The sequence below is a fragment of the Natronoflexus pectinivorans genome (assembly GCF_004345615.1).
In the GTDB taxonomy this organism is placed as follows: Bacteria; Bacteroidota; Bacteroidia; order Bacteroidales; family Marinilabiliaceae; genus Natronoflexus; species Natronoflexus pectinivorans.
Map to the genome: position 1 here is coordinate 346,326 of NZ_SLWK01000003.1, position 26,112 is coordinate 372,437.

A 26,112-nucleotide genomic window follows, 5' to 3' on the forward strand; every position below is an offset into this window, starting at 1 on the left:
TTAGTCGGTCAGTAGAGATAAATAACTAAAACTATGCCTGAGATCAAATCCAAATGTAAAAACCTGACGACTAACCGATTAATTATTGTATAAAGATAGCACATTGTACAAATTTCATACATCAGGTGTCTAATTATTTTACAATGGCAACCATGCATTATACATATAGCACTGTATTTGTGATTATTACACAACTTGGCACACTATTGGTTTTGACTGATGCATAACCAAAAAACTGATTGATATGCGTTGGCTGATTTTCATTACATTTTCGACTCTCTGTTTACAGTTAGCTGTTGCACAATCCGAAGGATTGTGGACGCTTGACAGATGTATTCAGCATGCACTTGAACATAATCTGGATATTCAGATACAGCAAAATCATCATAGAAAAGCAGAATTAAGTCATCAACAAAGCAGATGGAACTTACTACCATCCATAAATGGTTATGGAAATTCAAATTTCGATTTTCAAAGATCGACCAACCAATTTAATCAAATAACTTCAGGCAATTCCTATAATGTACAATATGGCATTGTTGGCTCATTAGATCTCTTTGCAGGATTCATAAAACAAAACCATATTTCTGCGCAAAGATATTACGCACTTGCCGTAAACGAACAGAGCGCCTACTCAAAGTTCTCTCTTATCAACCAAATAACAGAACTATACGCTTTGACAGCGTATCAGAAGGAATTGATATCGGTTCTGGAACAGCAAATTGAGAATAACCAAAATGAACTGGATAGAGTGATGGCCTACATCAACATTGGAAGAGTCGAGCCGGTTCTTGAATATGAAATAAGGGCTCACCTTTCAATGAGTCAACTTGAACTGACCAGAGCCATTAACCAATACCGTCTGTTGAATCTTCAATTGGCACAGACCATTCATTATCATGAAAGAGATTTTGAAATATCAGGTTTGGATCTGTTGCTTGCTGAGCCTGCAATGATTCATCAGAATACCGATTCTGTCTATATGATGGCAGTAAATACCTATCCGCTTATATTAAAACGAGAGTTGGAATTGAATTACTACGAGAAAGTCCTCGACATCTCAAAAGGAAGGCAATCACCATCCCTTCAACTGAATGCGGGTTATCATTCAGCATTCTTTTCAACCGATACACTTCCTAACGGGGGACAAACTTCTTTCGGAACCCAATTCGATAATTACCTGAACCCTTCGGTTTCAGTATCGCTAAACATACCAATATTTAATGGCAGGCAAAAAAGAACCGAAATTAACAGAAGTAAAATTGACCTGGAAAACGCTCATTTGAATCTGCAAAACGAAAAGCTAACAATAAAACGAGAAATAGAAGAGGCTGTTTTAAAGTTAACGAACCTGCATATGGAATATAAAAACTCGTTGGACAACCTCAAATTTAACGAAAAATCATTTGAGATACATCAGGAAAAATTTCGCCTGGGATTAATCACAACAAATGATTTTATGAATACTCAGTTACAACTTTCGCAGGCAAAAGCAACCATGTTGCTTTCCAGATACAGTTGGGTTGTACAGAAAAAGACATTAGAACTATATATGCAGGGAATTTGATTTAGAATCACTTCAAAAAAAGAAACGATGGACAAGATAATTGAAAAAAAGAAGGGGTTGAAGAGAAGCACCATAATTAAAATTGCTGCATCAGTGGTAGTAGTGGGTGCTTTGGTATGGATGATTACATCGACCAACACTTCAACATTCAGAACCAGCAAAGAGAGAATAACCATAGCAAACGTTGAATATGGTCAATTCATGGATTATATCTCCGTGGTAGGAACAGTTGCTCCTATTACCACCATCATGCTGGATGTGGAAGAGGGCGGTAAAGTTATAGAAAAAGTGGTTGAAGAAGGCGCCTTGTTAAATAAAGGGGATGTCATTGTTCGTCTTGAGAATAATGACCTAAATCTTCAAATACTCAACAGCGAATCTCAACTTGCGTATCAGTCCAATGAACTGAGGAACACCATGATCAATATGGAACAGCAAAAAATTAATAACAAACAACAGTTACTAGCCATTGACTATGAAATTAGAAGACTTCGCCGAACTTATGAACAGAATAGGGAATTAAAGGATAAAGGATTTATTGCCGACGAAGATTATCTCATTGCAAAGGAAAACTATCAGCTAGCCTTGGCTGAAAGAGAACTCCGCCACCAGCGAATGGTTCAGGACTCAATTTTCCGTGAAAATCAGCAGGTGCAAATGAACAACAGCCTTGTAAATATGGAACAAAACCTTAAAATCGTTCGCCAAAGATTGGAAAAACTCAATATTCAGGCTCCAAGCAATGGTCAATTGGGTAGTCTTAATGTAGAACCCGGACAACTGATCTCCAGAGGTGAAAGAATAGGACAATTGCACATTCTTGATGACTACAAAATCAGCGCCGATATTGACGAGCACTACATTGACAGAGTACGACACGGATTAAAAGCATCATATCAGCGACAAAATGAGCGCTACGAAGTAGAGGTTTTTCGAGTTTACCCAGAGGTACGAAACGGCAGATTTCAGGTAGATTTCACATTCACAGGAGAAACACCACAAAACCTGAGAACCGGACAAACCTATCATTTGAGCCTGGAATTGGGACAGCCGGTAGAAAGCGTAATCATACCTCGGGGAGGATTTTTTCAAAGCACAGGGGGACAATGGATTTTTGTGTACAACGAATCTTCCGGAATTGCTACCAAGCGAAACATCCGCATCGGCAGACAGAATCCCACCCACTATGAAGTCATGGAAGGCCTCGAACCAGGCGAAAAAGTAATTACCAACAATTACGATATGTTTGGACGAAATGAGAGGATTGAGGTGAGGTAGGGAAAAGATGGGAAAGGTGGGAAGGTGGGAAGGTAAAAAGGTAGGAAAGGTGGGAAGGGTGCGATGGTAAATGATTGCTTGATATATGAAAGCCTGAAAATGATTTAATTTATCTTTATTCATTAACTCAAAAAAATGAATTATGAATAATCGTATAGAGAAGTTTGAAGACTTGCAAATATGGCAAAACAGTGTAGATCTTTCAGTTAAACTTTATACAAGACTCAAGAATTGTCGGGATTATGGATTGCGAGATCAAATACAGCGTTCAGCGGTATCGATCCCTTCAAATATTGCAGAGGGTTTTGACCGAAATTCAAACAAAGAGTTTATACGTTTTTTGAGAATTGCCAAAGGTTCATGTGCTGAACTGAGAACTCAATTAATTATTGCTGAAAGAATTAACCTTTTTGAAACTATAAATCTAATTGAAGAAACTCAGAAGCTTTCAGCAATGATACAAAAAATGATCAACTATAGAGAAAGCCTTGAAAAACAGTGATTAAATATTAACCTATTTTCTTGTTACCCATTTACCCTGTTACCCTCCAACCATAATACCATAAAAATGATAAAAATGATACAGACAAAAAACCTTACAAAAATCTTCAGAACTGAAGAGATTGAAACGTTGGCACTGAACAGCGTAAATTTTGAAGTGAAAAACGGCGAATTTGTTGCCGTCATGGGTCCTTCGGGATGTGGAAAATCCACTTTACTCAACATCATTGGCTTGTTGGACAATCCGGATGAAGGGAATTACTTTTTTGATGGAACGGATGTAGCCGGTTATAGAGAAAGCCAGCGCACCAACCTCAGAAAGGGGAATATCGGATTTGTTTTTCAAAGTTTTAATTTGATTGATGAATTGAATGTTTTTGAAAATGTAGAGCTTCCGTTGATGTACCTTAAAATTCCTCAAAAGAAGAGAAAAGAGATGGTACTTTCGGTTTTAGACCGAATGAATATCAGCCACCGGGCAAAACATTTCCCTCAACAGCTTTCCGGCGGTCAGCAACAGCGCGTTGCCATTGCTAGGGCGGTTGTTGCCAACCCAAAATTAATCCTAGCCGATGAGCCAACAGGAAACCTGGATTCCAAAAACGGCCTAGAAGTGATGAATCTCCTTACAGAACTTAACCGCGAGGGAACAACCATTGTAATGGTTACACACTCCTTGCACGATGCAGGATTTGCGCACAGAACCGTCAACTTATTTGATGGACAGATAATTACCGAGGAATACAAAAAAGAACTGGGCGATGCTTTGCTATAAAATACAGCTATGAAAACAATCAATTATATATTCAGGAAATTGCAAAAGGATAAGGTTCCAAATTATCTTGGCATTGCAGGTTTAGCAACCGGACTGGTTTGCGTATTATACATCTTCTTCTGGGTAACGAATGAAATAAACTATGATCGTTTCCATGAAAATATCGATGAGATATTTGTTGTTCATGCAATTTTGGAAGGTGGAGATGAACCCATCATATTTCAAGGAGCGCCTCCTGCAGTAGCAGGAGCCATTGAAAATGAATATGCTCAGGTCTCCAAAACAGCCAGAATGATGCCTGCATTTGCAGAATGGATGCTTTCACATAATGGCGAAAAGCAAATGCGTTACACTGCATTTGCTGATTACAGCATTTTCGACATTTTCTCATTTGAATTTATATATGGCAGTCCCGGCGAACCTACTGTAAGAAACCAGATCGTCATCACCGAATCAACTTCGGTAAGCCTTTTCGGCGATAAAAATCCTGTTGGTGAAATCATTAACTTCAACAATATGGAAAACGTTGTGGTTAGCGGTGTTATAAAAGACATCCCACATAACTCATCCATTCAATTTCAGGCATTAATTCCTCTTGAAATACTGACAATTGTTTTTGACAATGACAATTTCCTAAATACATGGTACAATAATGCTTTCATGACCTTTGGTTTATTAAACGATGCAAATAATTTTCCAATAATTGATGAAGCTGTAAAAAATCGAATTCAACAAGTATATCCTGATTCAACAAATTTTCTCAGAGCATATAAGTTTAAAAATGCCTGGTTATACGAAATGAACAACATCAGAAACATAAGAATTTTCTCATTCATCGGTATCTTGATATTGTTAACAGCAATACTCAATTTTATAAATCTTAACACGGCACGCTCTGCTCGCCAAATAAAGGAGAATGGAATTAGAAAAAGTCTTGGAGCAGTTAAAAGCAATTTGGTTAAAATTGTTTATTCTGAAATTTCGGTTGTTTGTCTGATTGCTTTTTTCATTGCACTGGTTGTAACAATCATCGGGCTGCCTTCATTCAACCAACTCATAAATAAAGAAATATCAATTACCACTTTATTGAATTGGCAACCATTAATAATTTTAGGAATTATTCTGGTTTTAACAATCGCATTATCCGGCCTCTACCCTGCTCTTATTTTATCAGATTACTCGCCGGTTCAATCGCTTAGAACCACCTATCAAAGCATGAAAAACCGTGGTATACTAAGGAATACATTGATTATCACAATTTTTGCAATGTCAATTGCTCTGTTAAGTTCAACCTTTGTAATAAACAGCCAAATATCACATTTACAAAAACTTGACCTTGGATTTACAAAAGATCACATTGTCTATTTACGTCTCAATGGTCAACTGCAAAGCCAGGCTTCAACGTTACAGAACGAATTAACACGAAATCCAAACATTCAATCTACAACCATACTTTCCAACCTTCCAAATGCCATTGGAAATAATGGCGAAGGATGGAACTGGGAAAACAGAAACATTGAGTTCAGACCGTTGGTATATAACTGGTACGTTAGTCCGGATTTATTGAATACGCTTGAAATCGAATTAAAGGAAGGAGAATTTTTCAGAGAAAATCAACAAAATGCAGTTGTCATTAACCGAACATTTGCAAGGATGATTGGGTGGGACAGCTTCCAGGGGAAAAGCATTACAAATTGGGACAACAGCTATGAAATAATGGGGGTGGTTGAAGATTTTCATTTTAATAATATTGGAACTGCCACAGATCCAATTGCCATCTTTCCAGCCGCCAGAGATTGGGATGCAAATTTCATAGCCATAAAAACAACATCGCAAAACATCAGTGAAACGCTCAATTTCATTAGAGAAGCAGCCATTGGCATTGAGCCTGCATTCCCCATTCAACTTTCATTTTTGGATGATGAATATAAAGTCATGCTTGAGCCGGAAAATAATTTAAAAACACTCATATCAATATTCACCCTTTTTGCCATAATAGTTTTGACATTGGGATTAACAGGATTGATTATGTTTATGGCAGAACAAAAAACAAAGGAGATAGGCATCAGAAAATCGTTGGGAGAAGAAACCGGATCTATCATTTTACGGCTTTTGAAGCCATTCTTTATGGCAGGATTGATATCATCGCTAATTGCCATACCACTTTCGTGGTACGCCATGAGCAAATGGCTCGAAAACTATGCACAAAGAATTACACCGGGAGCAGACACATTCTTCATTGCCGCCATTTCAACCATATTATTAGCCATTATAACAGTCAGCATACAGAGCTGGAATGCAGCCCGAAAAAATCCCATACATGCTTTACGTAATGAATAAAGAATCCCATACTGGACAAACTAATTAACTACCTAAAAAATAAATAAAAATGAGCCCTTCTCAAATCATCAGATTTCTAAAGCGAAATCCTCTATTGGTGTACGTTAATATTCCGGGCATGGGCATTGGTTTAACTGTGGTTTTACTACTTCTGGTTTATATAAACCAGGAGATGAGTTACGACCAGCACTTTGAAACCAAAAACAGAGTTCTCCGATTATACAATTCGGTAAATGACCAAGGAAGAATAACTAATTACGGAATCGGGTTGCGTTCTTCCTACACGGACATTCCCTTACATGTACCTGAAATAGAATCGGCTACTCAAATTTATCGGGGATGGGATGTGAATTTAGAGATGAAGAACCAAACTTTTTACAATCTTGATTTACTATATGCTGATCCCGGTTTTTTTGATGTTTTTAATCTGAATCTGATGCGTGGCGACAAAACAAAAGCATTGTCAGGTTCACATCAGATCATAGTAACGGATATTTTAGCAAAGAAAATATTTGGGACTGATGATTGCCTTGGAGAAATACTTACCATTTTTGATGAAGATTACACCGTTACCGGTGTAATCAGGAAGTTGCCAAGAAACACACATTTCAACTTTGACATGTTGGCCTCCATGCAAACTGAAAACCCCGATGAATTTGAAGGATTAGAGTTTTATACATATTTTCTTATTAATAAAAAAGCGGACATTGCCAATGTATCAAAATCCATTGAATCAATCAACAACAAGTTAATGGAACCTTGGGCAAAAAGAGTTGATGTAGAAGTATCGTCCCGAACAGAGTTATTGAAAAACATTTACATGCACAGCAATGTAGATTACGATTTATCTGAAAAAGCCAACTATACCGCTATAATAGTTATGATATTGATTGCTCTGTTTGTGTTGATTATAGCAATCATCAATTATATAAACATCTATATTTTGCAGGGAGAAAAAAGGCTATCGGAGATTGCAACAAGAACCTCCCTGGGTGCAAGTAAATTAAAACTGGCCAAATTATTCTATACAGAAACCGGGATCATCAGTACCCTGGCTTTCATGATGGCCATTATAATGGCCATCATGGTAAAACCCTTATTCGAAAATTTATTAAACACCTCCATTGATGATTCTGCATTCTTTTCATTAAATAACATCGTGTTGCTATTATCAATTTTGGCATTTATAATAGTCGTTTCGGGTGCATACCCCTCCTTTTATTTAACCCGATTCAATCTGACAAATGCGCTTAAGGGAAAGACCAATAACGTTAACAGGAAGCATATAATGAGCTCTTCAGCCGTTACTCTTCAACTCACCATCTCCATATTTTTAATCACGTCGTTTATAGTCATATTGTCGCAGGTAAACTATTTAAAATCCATTGATATGGGGTTTAATCCTGAAAAAGTTGTCGGTTTCGATGTTTTCAGACCTTCACTATTCAGAAATCATGAAAGCATAGAAAACGAACTTTCAAAACTTCCGTTTATAACACAAATAGGATGGTCGGCACATTCAATGGGTGGAGGTTGCAGCGGACAAAGCATTAAAATGTACGGTTCCAATCAAGCTTCAAGATCCATCGATGAATACAAAGTACTCCCGGGATTTGCTGAAACCATGCAACTTCAAATCATCTCAGGTCGATTCTTTAACAAAGGCATTGCAGATGTAGATAAATTAATCATCAACGAGGCTGCTGCGAGACTTCTGGGTTTAGATGATCCGGTTGGAAAAATAGCAGATATGTTTAATCAACCGGCTGAAATCATTGGACTCGTTAGGGATTTTCCATACAGGAACCGTCCGGGTATGGAAATTGAGCCGTTGGTTTTAAACAATTACGGCGGATATCCAATGATGCTTTATGTCCGAACAGACAGAAATGTTACCAAAGAAATGATTGAAAGTATTGAGTCCGTTTTGAGAGAATACGATCCCGAATACTTCTCTAATCATCACCTTATTAGCGACCTATACGCAGAAAAATTGCAAAATGAGAAACAGCTCATTAAAATGGTCTCAACAGGCGCTTTGCTGGCATCAATTATCAGTTTCATTGGGCTTCTTGCACTCTCTGTATTAAAAGTGAACAGGAGAACCAAAGAAATAGGCGTGCGAAAAGTTCTCGGAGATTCTGAAATCGGCATTTTAAACATGCTCCTTAGAGAGACACTGGTATTGCTCCTTTTATCAATGATAATTGCTTTTATTACAAGTTACATCGCAATGAATTATTGGTTGTCGGGGTTCTCAGACAGAATTTCATTGAATTGGAGCCATTTTTTAATAAGCGGATTTTCAGCAGCAATCATCATGATGTTATCTGTTGGTTGGCAAAGTTGGAGAGCAGCAAGGAGGAATCCGGTAGAAGCTCTCCGATATGAGTAAATTTAATGAATAATAAGAAAACAATGGGTGAAAATGAAAATGCAGTCCTTACAAAATAGAACGATTTTGTAAGGAAGAATGGACAGAGAAATATGGAGATAAAAGAAATGCCGGTAAAACAGCAATTAATCGATATAAACGGCTATTTTCATAAATAATAATTCGTTAATCTTTATTATTTACCTAATTATCAAAAGTTTATGAATTCGCCGCAGTGTTATACAATTAGCTGATAATAAGAAACTTACTTGTGGCTAAGCCCGCTGATCGGGACTTCGCTGTGCTCAGTGTCTTACATCTATAATTCTAAAAGTCTAACGATCTATTGTAAAAAACAACAATAAGAAAACTACAAGATCAGTGATTGGATACTATATCTTATTAGTTTTATGACCCGTAAAAAATATTTTAATGCGCCTTATAATATTTTTTAATGCGCCTTAATATTATATTATGTAACTTCTAAATATCAAGTATTATGGCTTTAAAGTATAAAATTGTATCCACATATAGTCCCGGTGAGGGCAAGAAAGGTAAGCAATTATGGTTTCCAAAAATTACGGGTTCATCTCAAATAAACCTGAGGGAAATTGCCAAAATATTACACAAAAGATCCACCGCCAGTGAAAGTGATGTTTACCTGATTGTAAAAGGCCTTGTTGACCTGATCCCCGAACTGCTGGCCGATGGATATACGGTAAAACTCGATGAACTGGGAACATTCCGGTTACATACCAAAGTTAACACCAGCGATTCTCCCGAATCTGTTTCAGAGAAAAACATTAATAAGTTAAGGCTCAGTTTCAGGCCTGATAATTTTATTAAAGAGGGATTTAAGAATATTAAAATAGAACCTGATAAAAGTAAATAATCTTTACCAGCACAAGCATGAGTCTTTGCTTTAAGTGCAATATCATTAATAACAATCGTACTATTGAGCTCAGGCTACCAAACATTAAAAGCAGCCAGTCAAAACCCTATTAAAAGTCTTCGATCAGAGTAAAGCAGCTATTAAGATTTATTGACTTAGAAAAGAAAAGTAAAATCAGATAATAAAAAAGGAGGCTGCCCAGAAATGAAGTTTACCTTTAAAGATCAAAACAGCAAGCATTTTATTTCTTGTGTTTTATCATTATAAATCTTTTTTAGATAGCTTCGATCGACGAACTTTGGAATTAAGAAATAGAGAAATGAGAAAGAAGAAAAAATCCATTAATCCATTTTTATTTCCTTCTTATTCATGTTTTTTTTATGATATTTAAGTAATTTGTACTTTATTTGAAAATTATTAATTATGTTTACAATTAAAACGAAAATAACATGAAAAATTATTTATTTATCATTAGTGCCATTTTTCTTTTTTCCTGTAGTAATAATTCAACGATTAAAGTGAATCCAGGAGAAGCATATTTCGAATATGTAAAATATACAGGAAGCGATCCCTATTATGACCAACATCCTCTTGGTGAAGGGCAATTTTATAATCCTATTCTTCCGGGTTTTTACCCTGACCCATCCATTTGCCAGAAAGGAGATGATTATTATTTAGTTAATTCAACATTCTCGTTCTTTCCGGGAGTACCTATCTTTCACAGTACCGATTTAGTGAATTGGACACAATTAGGGCATGTACTTGACCGCCCTTCTCAATTTAACAATGATTCATTACCCGTATCGGCAGGTATTTTTGCTCCGCAAATTTCATACAATCCTCATAACGACACTTTCTATATGATTACAACTTATGTAAGAGGTGGAGGAAATTTCTTTGTCACTGCCAAAGACCCGGCAGGACCATGGAGCGATCCTATTTGGTTGCCTGAGGTGCCAGACATCGACCCATCAATTTTCTTTGATGACGACGGCAGAGCCTATATTACAAATAATCAAGATCCTGAAGGAGGATCTACATATGTAGGACATAAAGCTACCTGGATACAGGAATTTGACTGGAAAAACAATAAAACTGTTGGTCCTCGCAAAATGATTCGTGATGGTGGCCATGACTTATCAGAGAAACCCGTTTGGATTGAAGCACCCCACATATTTAAATTACATGGTTATTACTACTTAACAACTGCTGAAGGTGGAACATCTATACACCATTCGCAGGTAATTTTCCGCAGTAAGGACATCTGGGGGCCATATGAAACCAATCCCAATAATCCAATCTTAACGCAACGCCATCTGCCGGCTGACAGAGAATTTCCTGTTACCAATGTAGGTCATGCAGATTATGTACAAACAAGTGAGGGTGACTGGTATGCAGTGTTTTTAGGATGCCGGCCTTACACGGTTAATAATGAGTACAATATCGGTCGTGAAACGTTCCTTTTGCCCTTCAACTGGGACAACGAATGGCCCGAATTCCTGCCCATGGATGCAACGATACCTCTAACACTCGACAAACCAAATTTGGAAAATAAACTTCCAAGTGATAAACCTGTAATGGGGAATGGAAATTTTTCATGGACTGAAAATTTCATTGGCGGCGAGCTTGCTTTCGATTGGGTATTTTTAAGGACATTGCGCGAAAAATGGTATACTCTGGAAGAAGGAAAACCGGGAATATCGATTAAACTTAGAGATGTAAATATCAGGGAATTAAAACAACCATCTTTTTTAGCTCGTCGTCAACAGCATCATAACATGACGATAGAAACTAAGCTGGTTTTTAATCCTCAAAATGAACAAGAACTTGCAGGACTTCTTCTATTCCAAAATGAAGCTTATCATCTGACTTTAGGTGTTACTAAAATTGATGGAAAAACCCATGTGGTTGTTCAAAACGCAAAGGAAGACCCAAGCATTGTGCGCAATATGTCAGGTGATAATTTTGACGGCACAGTAGAAAAAGTAATTTTGGCTCAAAAAGATATATCTGATCATTACAAGGGTGAAATTCTTTTAAGGGCATCAATGAAGGATGGCGAATTTAGCTTTGAAGCCAATTCAAATGGGAAATGGGAAACACTTGCAGATGGAATCGATGCCACTTATTTGAGTACCGAAAAAGCAGGTGGATTTATTGGCACAATGATGGGGCTGTATGCCTCTTCAAATGAATAGACTGGTTAATCCTTAAAACAGTTCAGAAAGCTTGATATTTATGCAGCTTTACTTTTTCAGTTTTTGCTTTCCATATTTTACTAACAAGATTCTGAGATTCTAAACATACTGAATTGGAATGGTTATGATAATTATCATCATAACCATTCCATTTTTTTTGCATTTCAATAGGTAAAAGGGGCAACAAGTATTTACAATTTGAAAATCTCCCAAAGAGAAGTGCCAAATTGCTGATGCAACCTAAATGCACTTCCATAGTTAATCTTAAAAACTTTGTCACTACTGACCGGCTAATTAATTTAGATTTCTCGCTCTGCTCGAAATGACAAAACGTTCAGGAGGTCAAGGCGGATGAAGGGGTGATGGCGGCTTCGCCGCAATAGCCCCTTAACCTCTCACAACGTAACAGCTTGTCATTTCGAGCGAAGCGAGAAATCTATTATATGATTATCATTAAAAAAAATCTTAGTCGGACAGCAGTGAAAGTTTGTATCAAAAAACTTAACACAAAAAAAAATCGCAACTCCTCAGCATTATATGCAAAGAGTTGCGATTTTTTTATATATACTATTCTCTTATGGAGCTATTGCGCCTATAAATGGTTCTTTGTCTATACTAACTCCCATCATGGTTAAAACCTGTTCAGGTATTCTTGTAGGATTACCTAATCCTACAAAATCAGTAGATAACTTAAAAATATTATTTTCGATATCTACAAAAACATCTCCTTCATAATTATCAATGTAAATACAATCAGAAGAAAACTGAGAAAGGAATTCGTTAAGTTCACCAGAAGTATAAAACTTCCTCAAACACTCCTCATTCGAGTAAGGGCTCCAATCTATCAATGCAGGCTTATCCCCTTCAACATTATAATACCTTACAAAAACATTGTTGTTGAATGTTGAAAAATGAGGCGTAGTTAATCTGTCGCACATATGAGCAGGCTGACCTGCCATGACCATTGGCGAATCATTATCCTCAGTCATAATCATCAGGTTATTCACAAAAATGTGCCTGTCTCGTTCTTCTACACCAGGACCCAATGTTACATGCCATCCAAAAGTTCCTAGCTGATCTCCTCTGCTGTCGCGACGAACGTTCACTTTACTGTTAATCATTGTGTTGTTGTAGATTTTTGCATTTGCAGCATTCAACACAAAAATACTTTGATCACAATTAACAAATACGTTGCCGGCTACAGTGATACGATCCGAAATTTCATGAAAGAATCCACTATGAGCAACATTCTCAACATGGTTATTAATGAAAAATCCATCGAGGTTACCCACATCCCACCAAACTCCATTGGAATGAGCATGATTTCGCACAAGGTTCTCCCTGACAACTGCTCTGTGACTTTGATTAAATATTTTCACTGAAGAAGGGTAAAAACCAGTCCATTGCTCAATGTTGTTGTTTTCAAAGATATTTCTTTCCAGAAGAACATCGTTTGACGCAACAACATAAACACCTTCAGCATTTGTATTAAACACATTGCAATTTCTCATTACCAGACTATCACTCAGGGCGAACATGGCAATTCTAAAATTGTTTGAGAATGTACAATTCTCAAATTTGGTTCCTACAACATCTCTTCCATGTTGATCAATGGCAAGCCCCACGCCTCCAATGTGTACCATAGTATCCGGATACTGGGTAAAAGTGATTCCACGAATGATTGGACCCCTATCGTCAGGAGTCTTACCATGTACAGAATATGTCACCCTGTGTAGAGCTTTTCTAAATGCAGTGATTTCAATTGATTTTCCTTCAGGATTAACTCCAATATAAATCTTGTTATTGTCATAATCAACGAAATAGGTTCCTTCATCAACCTCATCGGTGCTTCCGGCAGACTGAAGAAATTGACCATCTACAAAAATGCCATCATTATTAAAACGGTGCATTGGTGTAAACTCCTCATTTCTTTCTCTGTGCCACCAATCTTCTGGTCCGGCAGGAAATAAGAATTCCCAATTGGTTGCCCATAAGCCCTCCTCTATAAGTTCCCATGAGTCAGCTACGAGGGTTCCATTTAATATTGGTTTCTCATCCCGATAAGCCTGAATGGTAATTCCCTGATTGAACATTAAATCTCCGGTACGATAGGTACCGCCTCTTAAAACAATGGCATCTCCACCCACAACACGACTGAAAGCTTTCTCTATTGTAGTTGGCTGCTCAGGTGTTGACCCATCTGAAGCTGCATCTCCATTTGGAGAAACAAAATAAATGGTACCGGAAACATCAGGCAATTGATATGTTTTCTCAATCGGGCCATAAACAATTTCAGTATCCTTTTCAACAGGTTGGGTACAAGATTTCAATGTAATAAACATCAAAAGAAACATCCACAATGGGATGAAACCAGGCATTGACTTCATTCTTCGTTGACTTTTCATAGTAAGAAAATTATAATGTTTAGTATTAAAATAGTGTTAAGTAATTATTACAAATTGCTAAATTATAAAGTCTGAGCAATAATGAAGGGTAGATATTTGTTTATGAGGTGTAATTTTTATTAAAATGCGGGAATCATAGCTTCTTTTTAATAAAAATGACGTTATAAAAATAAAAGTGGGAGGCTGATACCAGCCTCCCACATAAAACAAGGATCAAAATTAATCACTATCTTACCACTTGTATTTTAGATACAGATTGCTGCTGACCGGATTTAATTACCACGAAATATATTCCGGGGATTAAATCAGTTACAGACTCTGTGATGGTATTGTATCCCGAAGGCAAATTACCAATGGTTCGTCCTCCAACTCTTTGTCCGGTTACATTAAATAATTCTAATGAAACTGTTCCGGCTGAAGTAAGTTCAAATTGGATATTCACCTGACCTCTTGCGGGATTCGGGAATACAGAAGCTCTTAAATCTCCAACATAAACATTTCCAATGCTGGTGTCTGTTTCAGGTACAAGAACGGCATCAATCACATGAACAACACCATTCTGTGCCTCTAGATTAGCGAGAATCACCTCTGCACCATTAATAAATACGCCATCTTCGTTTATAATTACGGTTACTTTACCATCGGCCAAAAGGGTTTCTATTTCCTGACCGTCGCTCAAATCTGTTGAAAAAGCTTTTGCTCCTACAACATGGTAAAGAAGGATGTCTGTCAAAGTTCCACTTGGATCAGCAAGTAAGTCATCCAACAATCCGTCTGGAAGTGCGGCAAATGCTGCATCGGTTGGGGCAAATACGGTAAATGGACCTTCGCCTTGCAGTGTCTCAACCAAACCTGCGGCGGTTACGGCTGTGGCCAAGGTGGTGTGTACATCGCTGCCGACAATAATATCAACAACTGTTGCTGGAAGTTCTTCTGCTTCAGGAACAAGAACTGCATCAATTACGTGTACAACGCCGTTATCAGCTTCAAGGTCGGCAATTATTACTTGTGCATCGTTAATAAATACACCGCCTTCGTTAATGGTAACGGTTACTTTACCATCGGCCAAAAGGGTTTCTATTTCCTGACCGTCACTCAAATCTGTAGAGAAAGCTTTTGCTCCAACTACATGGTAAAGAAGAATGTCTGTTAAAGCTCCACTTGGATCAGCAAGTAAGTCATCCAACAATCCGTCTGGAAGTGCGGCAAATGCTGCATCGGTTGGAGCAAATACGGTAAATGGACCTTCGCCTTGCAGTGTCTCAACCAAACCTGCGGCGGATACGGCTGTGGCCAAGGTGGTGTGTACATCGCTACCTACCACAATATCAACAACTGTTGCAGGGCCAGGTGTAATCACCGCGTCAATAACATGAACTACGCCATTGTCGGCTTCAAGATCGGCAAGAACCACATGAGCATCGTTGATGAATACGCCATCATCGTTGATGGTGATTGTTGCTCTTTGTCCCTGAACGGTGGTAACAATCATGCCATCGCTTAAATCATCGGAGAATACTTTTCCGCCAGCTACATGGTAAAGAAGAATATTAGTAAGTGCTCCTTCCGGATCAGCAAGTAAGTCATCCAACAATCCGTCTGGAAGTGCGGCAAATGCTGCATCGGTAGGGGCAAATACGGTAAATGGACCTTCGCCTTGCAGTGTCTCAACCAAACCTGCGGCGGTTACGGCTGTGGCCAAGGTGGTGTGAACATCGCTACCTACCACAATATCAACAACTGTTGCAGGGCCAGGTGTAATCACCGCGTCAATAACATGAACTACGCCATTGTCGGCTTCAAGATCGGCAAGAACCACATGAGCATCGTTGATGAATACGCCATCATCGTTGATGGTGATTGTTGCTCTTTGTCCCTGAACGGTGGTAACAATCATGCCATCGCTTAAATCATCGGAGAATACTTTTCCGCCAGCTACATGGTAAAGAAGAATATTAGTAAGTACTCCTTCTGGATCAGCAAGTAAGTCATCCAACAATCCGTCTGGAAGTGCGGCAAATGCTGCATCGGTTGGAGCAAATACGGTAAATGGACCTTCGCCTTGCAGTGTCTCAACCAAACCTGCGGCGGATACGGCTGTGGCCAAGGTGGTGTGAACATCGCTACCAACCACAATATCAACAACTGTTGCTGGACCAGGTGTAATCACCGCGTCAATAACATGAACTACGCCATTGTCGGCTTCAAGATTGGCAAGTACAACCTGAGCATCGTTGATGAATACGCCATCATCGTTGATGGTGATTGTTGCTCTTTGTCCCTGAACGGTGGTAACAATCATACCATCGCTTAAATCATCGGAGAATACTTTTCCGCCAGCTACATGGTAAAGAAGAATATTAGTAAGTGCTCCTTCTGGATCAGCAAGTAAGTCATCCAACAATCCGTCAGGAAGTGCGGCAAATGCTGCATCGGTTGGAGCAAACACGGTGAATGGACCTTCGCCTTGCAGTGTCTCAACCAAACCTGCGGCAGTTACGGCTGTGGCCAAGGTGGTGTGTAGATCGCTGCCTACCACAATATCAACAACTGTTGCTGGACCAGGTGTAATCACCGCGTCAATAACATGAACTACGCCATTGTCGGCTTCAAGATTGGCAAGTACAACCTGAGCATCGTTGATGAATACGCCATCATCGTTGATGGTGATTGTTGCTCTTTGTCCCTGAACGGTGGTAACAATCATACCATCGCTTAAATCATCGGAGAATACTTTTCCGCCAGCTACATGATAGAGAAGAATGTTGGTTAATGCTCCTTCCGGATCAGCAAGTAAGTCATCCAACAATCCGTCAGGAAGTGCGGCAAATGCTGCATCGGTTGGAGCAAACACGGTGAATGGACCTTCGCCTTGCAGTGTCTCAACCAAACCTGCGGCAGTTACTGCTGTGGCCAAGGTGGTGTGTACATCGCTGCCTACCACAATATCAACAACTGTTGCTGGACCAGGTGTAATCACCGCGTCAATAACATGAACTACGCCATTGTCGGCTTCAAGATTGGCAAGTACCACCTGAGCATCGTTGATGAATACGCCATCATCGTTAATGGTGATTGTTGCTCTTTGTCCCTGAACGGTGGTAACAATCATACCATCGCTTAAATCATCGGAGAATACTTTTCCGCCAGCTACATGGTAAAGAAGAATATTAGTAAGTGCTCCTTCTGGATCAGCAAGTAAGTCATCCAATAATCCGTCTGGAAGTGCGGCAAATGCTGCATCGGTTGGAGCAAATACGGTAAATGGACCTTCGCCTTGTAGTGTTTCTACCAAACCTGCGGCGGTTACGGCTGTGGCCAAGGTGGTGTGAACATCGCTGCCAACCACAATATCAACAACTGTTGCTGGACCAGGTGTAATCACCGCGTCAATCACATGAACTACGCCATTGTCGGCTTCAAGATCGGCAAGAACCACATGAGCATCGTTGATGAATACGCCATCATCGTTGATGGTGATTGTTGCTCTTTGTCCCTGAACGGTGGTAACAATCATGCCATCGCTTAAATCATCGGAGAATACTTTTCCGCCAGCTACATGATAGAGAAGAATGTTGGTTAATGCTCCTTCCGGATCAGCAAGTAAGTCATCCAACAATCCGTCTGGAAGTGCGGCAAATGCTGCATCCGTTGGGGCAAATACGGTAAATGGACCTTCGCCTTGCAGTGTTTCTACCAAACCTGCGGCGGTTACGGCTGTGGCAAGAGTTTCATGAACCTCACTGCCCGTGATGATGTCAACGACTGTTGCAGGAAGTTCTGCATGTGTCATCTGGAATGACACAAAGAATGCTAAAACTATTCCTGATAGCTTTAGAATTCCTTTTTTAAAAAAATTGTTTAAGTGTTTCATGTTTTTTATTTTTTGATGAACATTAAATTATAAACACAAAAACTATTTATTTGTTCTTAATATAACTGTTAAAATTTCATTTTTAACTGTTTAACTTGCTTATATCATAGCTAAAAACATCTTACAATACGGATATAGTCTAATATTTATTGTTTCATCATATATTATTTAATCTATACACGTACCATATTACTTAAATTGAATAATTGCAATTTCCCATTTACAAGCTTATATTTGATTGTATCTAGTAAACCATCTATAGTCAATTTCACTCAAGGCCACCATGAGTTTATTCTATTAGTAACCAATAATTATATGAAACGAGCAATAAGAACCAATTCTCATACAGGCGATGATTATCTGGGAAGTTCTCCCGAGGCTTCAGGGGGAACTAAAAAACACATTATAGAGTATATGAAAAAGCTAACCTTCCTTTCAATACTCCTTTCCCTTACAACTGTAATATCATTAGCTGACACCCCCAATGGAACGGACGATTATCTTGATATTGGAGGAGCTGTTCGTTTTAACGTCATAAGCCAAAACTATGAAAACCCAAAAACAGCGGAATCAACCAGTGCAACATTAGATACGTGGCGGCTGAATGTGGCAGCACGCTACAGTGGTATTGTGCTAGATTTCGAATACCGCTTTTACCCTACTTTCAACACACATTTTATTCATCATGGATATATCGGTTATAATTTCACAGATGAGCTAAACATACAATTGGGAGTAACGCAGGTTCCGTTCGGAAACCTGACATACAATTCACATAGTTGGTGGTTTCTTATACCATACTATCTTGGTTTGGAAGATGATTATAACATGGGAATCAAACTAAGTTATGATATAAACAGCCGGTTAAATTTGATGACAGCTTACTTTCGTCAGTCAGAACCGGCAGGGCCATCGTATGGACAAGCAAGTTTTGGAGGACCTGGAGCAGGAACTTATTCCTACAATGTCATCCCTGACGAAGACGGCGCACTATCAGAAAATGGAAGCCCAGCGAATCTGCGAGAGCTGAACCAATACAATCTGCGTTTGGGATATATGCTATTTGAAGGCACGGAAATTGGGATCTCGGGACAAATCCAGGGTTTATACAATTCAGTATTGCAGGACATAGAGTACGGCCATGCTTTTGCCGCTCATATAAATTCTGACTTTAACAACTTCAATGTAAAGGTTCAATACACCAACTATAATTACAAAGCTAGAGATGATGAAGGTAATTTATTAAAGCGTGTTCAAATGGGCGCCTACGGCGACCCATATTATGGAGATGGAGTAGCTGCAAAGGCTGATATATTAACTGCCGGCATTTCATACAGCCATGATGTTGAATGGGGACCAATTAGTAATATTCAACCCTATTTCAATTATTCTGTAATGAATAAAAATGGAAGTTTAAATGTAAATGGCACCCAACATCGATTTGAAAATTCACTGATGATGGTTCCCGGATTCCTGATTACAGCCGGAAACATATTCACTTACGTGGATTGGGCTTTTGGAAAAAACCAACCATGGTTAACCGACTATTTCGGAACAGGGTTGGGTGCAGGGCACCTGGATGAAAACGGAATTCCTGTCCCGGCTAATGAACTATCATGGAACAAGCGCTTTAACATCAACATCGGCTACTATTTCTAAACTAATAAATCTCTGAGATTTATTACAAACTGATTCAAACATGGGGATTTGTTCCTTGCTTCCCTTACATTAACACGCATTAACACCGTCAACATAAGACCTGATATGCAACAGGTTAACACAACACACAACGTATATTTAATCATTTTGAATATTGGGAAATTAAACCACCTTAACTAATTAATTGTCTTTATTATATACCCTTAAGCGAAAAAACCTGACAGGTTTTTTCCGGTAACGATTGATATTATTTCTTTTTTCATCCTGTCCTAATAAGAATATCGAAACCTGTCAGGTCTTAACTAAACGATATTGAATAATAAAACAAAAAAAGATGCAACAAAAAAAGCAGATTCTTACTCTCATCACGTTACTATTCTTCACCCAACTGACAATTAACTCACAAAACACAATAACCGGATACATAAGAGATGCATCCACCGGCGCACCGGTGGAGTTTGCGCAGGCTGCAATAATGCAGCCTGCCGACAGCTCTCTCATTACAGGTGCATTGACAGATTCACGAGGTCGCTTTGAAATCAACACCTCACATTCAGGGGAATCTATTCTCCGATTAAGCTATATTGGGTATGATAATTTGTATCAAACGGTGGAGCTTAATCCTGGAACGAATCGTGTTGGATACATCAATCTTTCTCCAGCAGTCACCGAACTGGGTGAAGTTCAGGTCACCGCAGCTGCTGCACTTTTTAGAAGTGAAGCAGACCGCCGAATTTACAATGTTGAAAACATCACCATTGCCGAAGGAGGCACGGCCGTTCAGCTGCTTGAAACACTGCCATCAATTCAGGTCGATGAGGAAGGAAACATCTCCATGCGAGGCAGCGGAAACATCCTGATATATATCAATGGCCGACCAACGAACCTTTCCTCTGATGATACAGAATCAATTCTTGAACAGTTCCCGGCCAATGCCATCAGGGAAGTTGAACTCATCACAAATCCTTCTGCACGTTATGATGCAGAAGGTGTTGGGGGAATTATTAACATCGTTCTCCGGGAACAACGCTTACAGGGAATAAATGGCCAATTTAATTTATCTGTCGGAACCGGCAATAAATACACTTTCGGCACCAATCTCAATATGCGCCAGAACAACTGGAATCATTTCTTAAGCTATTCGTACCAATATCGTGAGTTTTGGGAAGAAAACGATACCTGGCGGGAAACCTCACTCCCGGGATTCTCTCCAATAGTTGACCAGGACTACTATACAGAAAACTTTAACCATTCTCACCTGGTTCGCCTTGGAACTGAATATGAATTAAATGACAACTCTTCTGTCAGGTTATATTCTTCTTTAAATGCACGCGGACGCGACCGTGAAAGAATTTATAACATCAGAAACCTTTCTGCACCAAACATGCTCGATAGCATGTACACCCGCTTATTGGAAGAAGACCAAAGTCGGGTAAATTATGAAATTGGAGCAGGTTACAACTTCAACAACGGAAATGGTCAGGCGTTAAGTCTTAATGCTACTGCTGCGTGGGACAGTCAGGACAGAATTGAGTATTTCACCCAAAACTATTTCATTGATGATTTAGATGGCGGACTCACGGAAATATCAGAAAAATTTGAAGACCAGTTTTATGAACGTCCGCTCACCAGCCGCATGCTTGTTTTTGATATTGATTACGAACAAAACGCCGGCGATGCACTTAAAATTGAAACAGGACTCAAGGCAACCCTCCGAAACGATGACAGGTCGCAAAATTTTGGATGGCGACACGATGTGTCGCAACCATTTCAGGAGCGCATCTTAAACGGAATACCTGTAAACAATCAATTTATCAGAGATGAAAACATCTATGGAGCTTATTTCATACTGAGCAATAACAATACAGACAACGGGAACAACCGATTCAGCTATATGGCCGGAATACGTGCCGAATTATCTGAGATAAAAACCTATCAGGAATCAGGTCTTAGAGCCGGATTTTTACAGGATGATGCTTTCATTCCGGCAGTGGACACCTCCACAACCAATCATTATTTTGATCTCTTCCCAAGTCTGTTTCTAAGTTTTGAAATAAGCCCCAACCAGGACATTCAGGCCAATTACAGCCGTAGAATCAGACGCCCCGGCGTTGGAGCGATGATGCCATTTTTAAATGCACAGGATTTTTACAATTTACGATTGGGAAATCCATATTTGGAAGCGGCATATACAAATAATTACGAACTGAACTACATCCGTGCATGGGAGCGTTATATGGTAACAGGAAGTCTTTTTCACAGGCACACCACAAACGGTATCACCCGTTTGTTTGTTCCCTTCGAACAGGGAACCATGGTAACCTGGACAAATGCAGCAACAACCAACTCTACCGGATTTGAACTTATCAATTACTTTACTCTGAACAGCAACTTTGATGCAACATTAACAGGTAATTATTTCTACTCCATGGTAGAGGGAGAATTAGAAGGAAGCGAGTATAAAAACGAAAGCTATTCATGGAACCTAAACCTTATGACCAACATCAACATCCCCCGGTGGTTTCGAACGCAACTATCAACCAGCTACTGGGGACCACGTGTAATTCCGCAGGGAGAAATCAAACCGGTATTCAGTATGAATGTTGGATTGCGAAGAAACGTACTAAACAACCAGGGAACCATCAGCCTGAATGTCAGCGATGTATTTAATACACGGAGATTTACGCTTGAAACCAATGATGGGAATGTTTACCAGAAAAGAGATTTTACACGCGAATCTCGCATAGCAACCATATCATTCACATGGAGATTCAGAAATTTTAGAGAGCAAGTTGAACGTGCAGGCCCGAATGGAATTGATGGAGATATCAATGGATTATTCTAAAAAATACGTGTACCATAAATAAATTTCTCATTCCACCAGGGATTACTTATAGGCGTAATTACTACGCCATTCGATGATGATGCATGAATAAATTCTCCATTACCAAGATATATACCTGAATGAGTAATAAAATTACTCGTTCGGTATGAACGAATAAAAAAGACCAAGTCGCCACGTTTAAGCTCATTCATATTCGGTATAATTTTCCCATATCGCGCCTGTTCCTGGGAGTTGTGCGGTAATTGAATGTTATGAGCTGCAAAAACTGCCACCAACAAGCCGGAGCAATCCATACAGCGGGAAGTTTTCCCTCCCATACAGTGCGGAACCCCTAAATATTGTCTGGCCGAGCTAATTACTGCATTGGCATTTGTATGGGAGGTCCTCAACGATTTCTCTACTCCACCTGCTAAGAAATTGTCCAGTTGGCTTTTTTCTCTTGAAGAATTAACATTGCTGTACGTATGCGAACCAAAGGCCTGTCGGGAACAGGAAGTCAACCCACATTGCAGAAAGAGCGTTACCCAGAAAAGGTATTTGAGAGAAAAGATTACAAACTTCATTTATCTTACATACTGATTATTAATTGTAAACGAATTTGGAATGATTTTATTGGATGGTTACAAATAAAAAAGAGGCGATGCATCGCCTCTTTTTTTACTTTAAATCAACAAATTTCTTACAGAGCATCAAAAATAGCCCGCGAAAAGTCGTTCAAATCACGAGGTACCCTAGAAGTAATCAAATTTCCATCAACCACAACAGATTGGTCAAGAAAATTAGCGCCTGCGGCAACCAATTCATCTTCAACAGACCCAACAGCTGTGCAACTCTTGCCTTCCATTACACCTGCAGTGATTAAAACCTGAGGTCCATGACAAATGGCAGCAGTTGGTTTTCCGGATTTGAAAAAGTCGCGTGCAAAAGCTACTACCTCATCAATGTCCCTAAGAACTGATGGTGCATGCCCCCCGGGAAGTATCAGCGCATCGAAATCATCAACAGACACTTCGGATACGGCTTTTTCAATTTTAATGGTGAAATCGCTGTTGTAAGCTTTTACTTCGCCCCTCTCAGGACCAATTACGGTAACTTTAATCCCTCGATTGGCAAGAAATCCCATTGGCATGTAGGCTTCTCCATCATGAAATCCTTCACCAACAAGCACTGCAACACGTTTAACATCTTCCTTTTCTAATACAACAACTCTCTCTTCGGCAGTTTTACAGCCTGCAAAAAACAATATTGCGGCTGAAATAACACTCAAAAAATACTTTTTCAGTTTCATCCTTATATGTTTTAATTGTTAGGCCGGATAGCACCTGCATGATAAGTATCCATCCTGGTTTCCGTTCACGAATCATGCTCGTTTAATATATCAAGAAAGCATTATAAGTTGTGCAATAGCACAATCACAAATAATCAAATCTCATACCAAATTAGCAATAAAATAATTGATTTGCAATACTTTACAATATTTTTTAAAACATTTTTACACCTATAACGGTATTCATTGTTCCCATGCCGTAGCCTGCAAATGGAGCTACAACAGCACAAATCAATTTCCCCAATCATAAACTATCAATCCAAAACTCCACAAATCCAGTTTTCGGTCTCGGCTCTCCCTCACAATCCTTTATGGTAAAAAAATGAAAAATTAAGTTTCTTGAATGAAAGAATTAAGTAATCGGGAAAAAATTCTTTAATTTTACGGTGAAAATTTAAACTGGTGCCGCATACTCGGCACTTTTTTCTCACACCATTATAGAAACTCATACTTATGGCTGATTTCAAGTATCAAAAACCGTTTCCCATTAAAAAGGATACAACACCTTATCGACTTTTAACCAAAGAACATGTCTCCACAATTGAAGTTGAAGGCCGAAAAATTCTGAAAATTGATCCTAAAGGACTTACACTTTTGGCTCGTGAGGCCATACATGATGTTTCATTTTACCTAAGGCCAACGCATTTGGAAAAGTTGGCCAACATACTTAAAGATCCTGATGCATCGGATAACGACCGATTTGTGGCTCATACCATGCTGATGAATCAGGTTGTTGCAGCCGAAGGAGAGTTACCCACTTGTCAGGATACTGGAACAGCCATTGTCATTGGCAAAAAAGGTGAAAACGTGTGGACCGGATCAAATGATGCTGAATCACTATCGAAGGGGATATTCGAGACATTTAAAGATAAAAACCTGCGCTACTCGCAGGTAGTACCTTTTTCAATGTTCGAAGAGAAAAACACCGGCACCAACCTTCCTGCTCAAATTGATATTTACGCAGAAGAAGGCAACAGCTACGAATTCTTGTTTATAACAAAAGGTGGAGGCTCGGGCAACAAAACTTTCCTCTATCAGCAAACTAAAGCTCTCCTTACCGAAGAAGCACTGACCAAATTCGTCAAGGAAAAAATCAAGGATCTGGGAACATCAGCATGCCCTCCTTATCACCTTGCATTGGTAATAGGCGGGACATCAGCGGAGGCCAACCTTGCAACAGTCAAAAAAGCATCGGCAGGATATCTTGATCATCTTCCAACAGAGGGTAACGAAGGCGGACAAGCCTTCCGTGATCTTGAATGGGAGGCCAAAGTGCAGAAAATTTGCGAAGAGAGTACTATTGGAGCTCAGTTTGGTGGAAAATACTTTGTTCACGATGTACGTGTAATTCGCCTGCCCCGTCACGCCGCTTCATGTCCGGTTGGTTTGGGTGTTAGCTGCAGTGCCGACCGAAACATTAAGGCAAAAATTACTGAAGAGGGAATATTTGTTGAAGCTCTGGAAAAACAACCTTCACGATATGCTCCCGAAAGAGCTCCCGAATTGGCTCCTCCGGTAAACATAGATCTTGACCAACCAATGGAAGATGTTTTAAAGGAACTCTCAAAGCATCCCGTAAAAACCAGACTCAACCTAAACGGTACTCTAATTGTAGCCAGAGATATTGCCCACGCCCAGATAAAGAAGATGCTGGACGAAGGCAAACCAATGCCGGATTACATGAAAAAACACCCGGTATATTATGCCGGTCCGGCAAAAACTCCATCCGGCATGGCATCCGGAAGTTTTGGCCCCACCACCGCCGGACGAATGGATTCATATGTTGACCTGTTTCAGAGCATGGGCGGATCGCTCATCATGCTAGCTAAAGGAAACCGCTCGCAAGCTGTAACGGATGCTTGTAAAAAACATGGAGGATTTTACCTGGGATCAATTGGCGGCCCTGCTGCAATTCTTGCAAAAGAGAGCATTAAATCAGTTGAGATTGTTGATTTTGAAGAATTAGGCATGGAAGCCGTTCGTAAAATCAAGGTTGAAAACTTCCCGGCCTTTATTATTGTTGATGATAAAGGAAATGATTTTTTTGCTGAAATATAATAATATTAGATCGTTAGTC

15 protein-coding genes are annotated in these 26,112 nt (G+C 39.3%); 11 read left to right on the forward strand and 4 right to left on the reverse strand.

Features of this window, described 5'->3' with window-relative positions:
• Positions 1-244 precede the first annotated feature (244 nt).
• From EV194_RS06685 to EV194_RS06720, 8 genes are all read left to right on the forward strand, one after another.
• On the forward strand, positions 245-1,567 hold the full coding sequence (locus EV194_RS06685) for a TolC family protein (protein ID WP_132433270.1): 1,323 nt from the start codon (positions 245-247) through the stop codon (positions 1,565-1,567).
• A gap of 27 nt (positions 1,568-1,594) precedes the next feature.
• Positions 1,595-2,845, forward strand: a complete 1,251-nt coding sequence (locus EV194_RS06690) for an efflux RND transporter periplasmic adaptor subunit (protein WP_132433271.1) — start codon at positions 1,595-1,597, stop codon at positions 2,843-2,845.
• 142 nt (positions 2,846-2,987) lie between these two features.
• Positions 2,988-3,347, forward strand: a complete 360-nt coding sequence (locus EV194_RS06695; RefSeq protein ID WP_132433272.1) for a four helix bundle protein — start codon at positions 2,988-2,990, stop codon at positions 3,345-3,347.
• A 75-nt stretch (positions 3,348-3,422) separates the two neighbouring features.
• A complete protein-coding gene (locus tag EV194_RS06700; RefSeq protein WP_132433273.1) occupies positions 3,423-4,121 on the forward strand; it encodes an ABC transporter ATP-binding protein in 699 nt (232 codons plus the stop codon).
• 9 nt (positions 4,122-4,130) lie between these two features.
• Positions 4,131-6,461: an ABC transporter permease gene (locus EV194_RS06705; RefSeq protein WP_132433274.1), complete on the forward strand. Its 2,331-nt coding sequence runs from the start codon at positions 4,131-4,133 to the stop codon at positions 6,459-6,461.
• A 49-nt stretch (positions 6,462-6,510) separates the two neighbouring features.
• Positions 6,511-8,856: an ABC transporter permease gene (locus EV194_RS06710; protein ID WP_132433275.1), complete on the forward strand. Its 2,346-nt coding sequence runs from the start codon at positions 6,511-6,513 to the stop codon at positions 8,854-8,856.
• A 478-nt stretch (positions 8,857-9,334) separates the two neighbouring features.
• Positions 9,335-9,727 (forward strand): HU family DNA-binding protein, encoded by a 393-nt coding sequence (locus EV194_RS06715; RefSeq protein ID WP_132433276.1) that lies wholly within the window; start codon positions 9,335-9,337, stop codon positions 9,725-9,727.
• A gap of 449 nt (positions 9,728-10,176) precedes the next feature.
• Positions 10,177-11,925 (forward strand): glycoside hydrolase family 43 protein, encoded by a 1,749-nt coding sequence (locus EV194_RS06720; protein WP_132433277.1) that lies wholly within the window; start codon positions 10,177-10,179, stop codon positions 11,923-11,925.
• 575 nt (positions 11,926-12,500) lie between these two features.
• On the opposite strand, the gene EV194_RS06725 is transcribed toward EV194_RS06720, so the two are convergent.
• Positions 12,501-14,330, reverse strand: a complete 1,830-nt coding sequence (locus tag EV194_RS06725) for a right-handed parallel beta-helix repeat-containing protein (protein ID WP_243699346.1) — start codon at positions 14,328-14,330, stop codon at positions 12,501-12,503.
• A gap of 226 nt (positions 14,331-14,556) precedes the next feature.
• Positions 14,557-18,204 (reverse strand): fasciclin domain-containing protein, encoded by a 3,648-nt coding sequence (locus EV194_RS17000; protein WP_207915925.1) that lies wholly within the window; start codon positions 18,202-18,204, stop codon positions 14,557-14,559.
• 315 nt (positions 18,205-18,519) lie between these two features.
• Between EV194_RS17000 and EV194_RS06745 the strand changes: the two genes are divergently transcribed.
• Positions 18,520-19,863 (forward strand): hypothetical protein, encoded by a 1,344-nt coding sequence (locus tag EV194_RS06745; protein WP_132433278.1) that lies wholly within the window; start codon positions 18,520-18,522, stop codon positions 19,861-19,863.
• A 334-nt stretch (positions 19,864-20,197) separates the two neighbouring features.
• Entirely contained in the window at positions 20,198-22,708 is a 2,511-nt protein-coding gene (locus EV194_RS06750; protein ID WP_132433279.1) for an outer membrane beta-barrel family protein, read from the forward strand.
• On the opposite strand, the gene EV194_RS06755 is transcribed toward EV194_RS06750, so the two are convergent.
• On the reverse strand, positions 22,705-23,271 hold the full coding sequence (locus EV194_RS06755; protein ID WP_132433280.1) for a C40 family peptidase: 567 nt from the start codon (positions 23,269-23,271) through the stop codon (positions 22,705-22,707). The genes EV194_RS06750 and EV194_RS06755 overlap by 4 nt on opposite strands.
• A gap of 116 nt (positions 23,272-23,387) precedes the next feature.
• Complete coding sequence (locus EV194_RS06760; protein ID WP_132433281.1) at positions 23,388-23,996, reverse strand: type 1 glutamine amidotransferase domain-containing protein; 609 nt, start codon at positions 23,994-23,996, stop codon at positions 23,388-23,390.
• Between the two features lie 492 nt (positions 23,997-24,488).
• On the opposite strand from EV194_RS06760, the gene EV194_RS06765 reads away from it, so the two are divergent.
• Positions 24,489-26,093: a fumarate hydratase gene (locus EV194_RS06765; protein WP_132433282.1), complete on the forward strand. Its 1,605-nt coding sequence runs from the start codon at positions 24,489-24,491 to the stop codon at positions 26,091-26,093.
• The last annotated feature ends 19 nt before the right edge of the window (positions 26,094-26,112 follow it).

Coding starts and splice junctions, on each gene's coding strand:
- EV194_RS06685 (WP_132433270.1), top strand. CDS start 245: ATGCGTTGGCTGATTTTCATTACATTTTCGACTCTCTGTTTACAGTTA.
- EV194_RS06690 (WP_132433271.1), top strand. CDS start 1,595: ATGGACAAGATAATTGAAAAAAAGAAGGGGTTGAAGAGAAGCACCATA.
- EV194_RS06695 (WP_132433272.1), top strand. CDS start 2,988: ATGAATAATCGTATAGAGAAGTTTGAAGACTTGCAAATATGGCAAAAC.
- EV194_RS06700 (WP_132433273.1), top strand. CDS start 3,423: ATGATACAGACAAAAAACCTTACAAAAATCTTCAGAACTGAAGAGATT.
- EV194_RS06705 (WP_132433274.1), top strand. CDS start 4,131: ATGAAAACAATCAATTATATATTCAGGAAATTGCAAAAGGATAAGGTT.
- EV194_RS06710 (WP_132433275.1), top strand. CDS start 6,511: ATGAGCCCTTCTCAAATCATCAGATTTCTAAAGCGAAATCCTCTATTG.
- EV194_RS06715 (WP_132433276.1), top strand. CDS start 9,335: ATGGCTTTAAAGTATAAAATTGTATCCACATATAGTCCCGGTGAGGGC.
- EV194_RS06720 (WP_132433277.1), top strand. CDS start 10,177: ATGAAAAATTATTTATTTATCATTAGTGCCATTTTTCTTTTTTCCTGT.
- EV194_RS06725 (WP_243699346.1), bottom strand. CDS start 14,330: ATGAAAAGTCAACGAAGAATGAAGTCAATGCCTGGTTTCATCCCATTG.
- EV194_RS17000 (WP_207915925.1), bottom strand. CDS start 18,204: ATGAAACACTTAAACAATTTTTTTAAAAAAGGAATTCTAAAGCTATCA.
- EV194_RS06745 (WP_132433278.1), top strand. CDS start 18,520: ATGAAACGAGCAATAAGAACCAATTCTCATACAGGCGATGATTATCTG.
- EV194_RS06750 (WP_132433279.1), top strand. CDS start 20,198: ATGCAACAAAAAAAGCAGATTCTTACTCTCATCACGTTACTATTCTTC.
- EV194_RS06755 (WP_132433280.1), bottom strand. CDS start 23,271: ATGAAGTTTGTAATCTTTTCTCTCAAATACCTTTTCTGGGTAACGCTC.
- EV194_RS06760 (WP_132433281.1), bottom strand. CDS start 23,996: ATGAAACTGAAAAAGTATTTTTTGAGTGTTATTTCAGCCGCAATATTG.
- EV194_RS06765 (WP_132433282.1), top strand. CDS start 24,489: ATGGCTGATTTCAAGTATCAAAAACCGTTTCCCATTAAAAAGGATACA.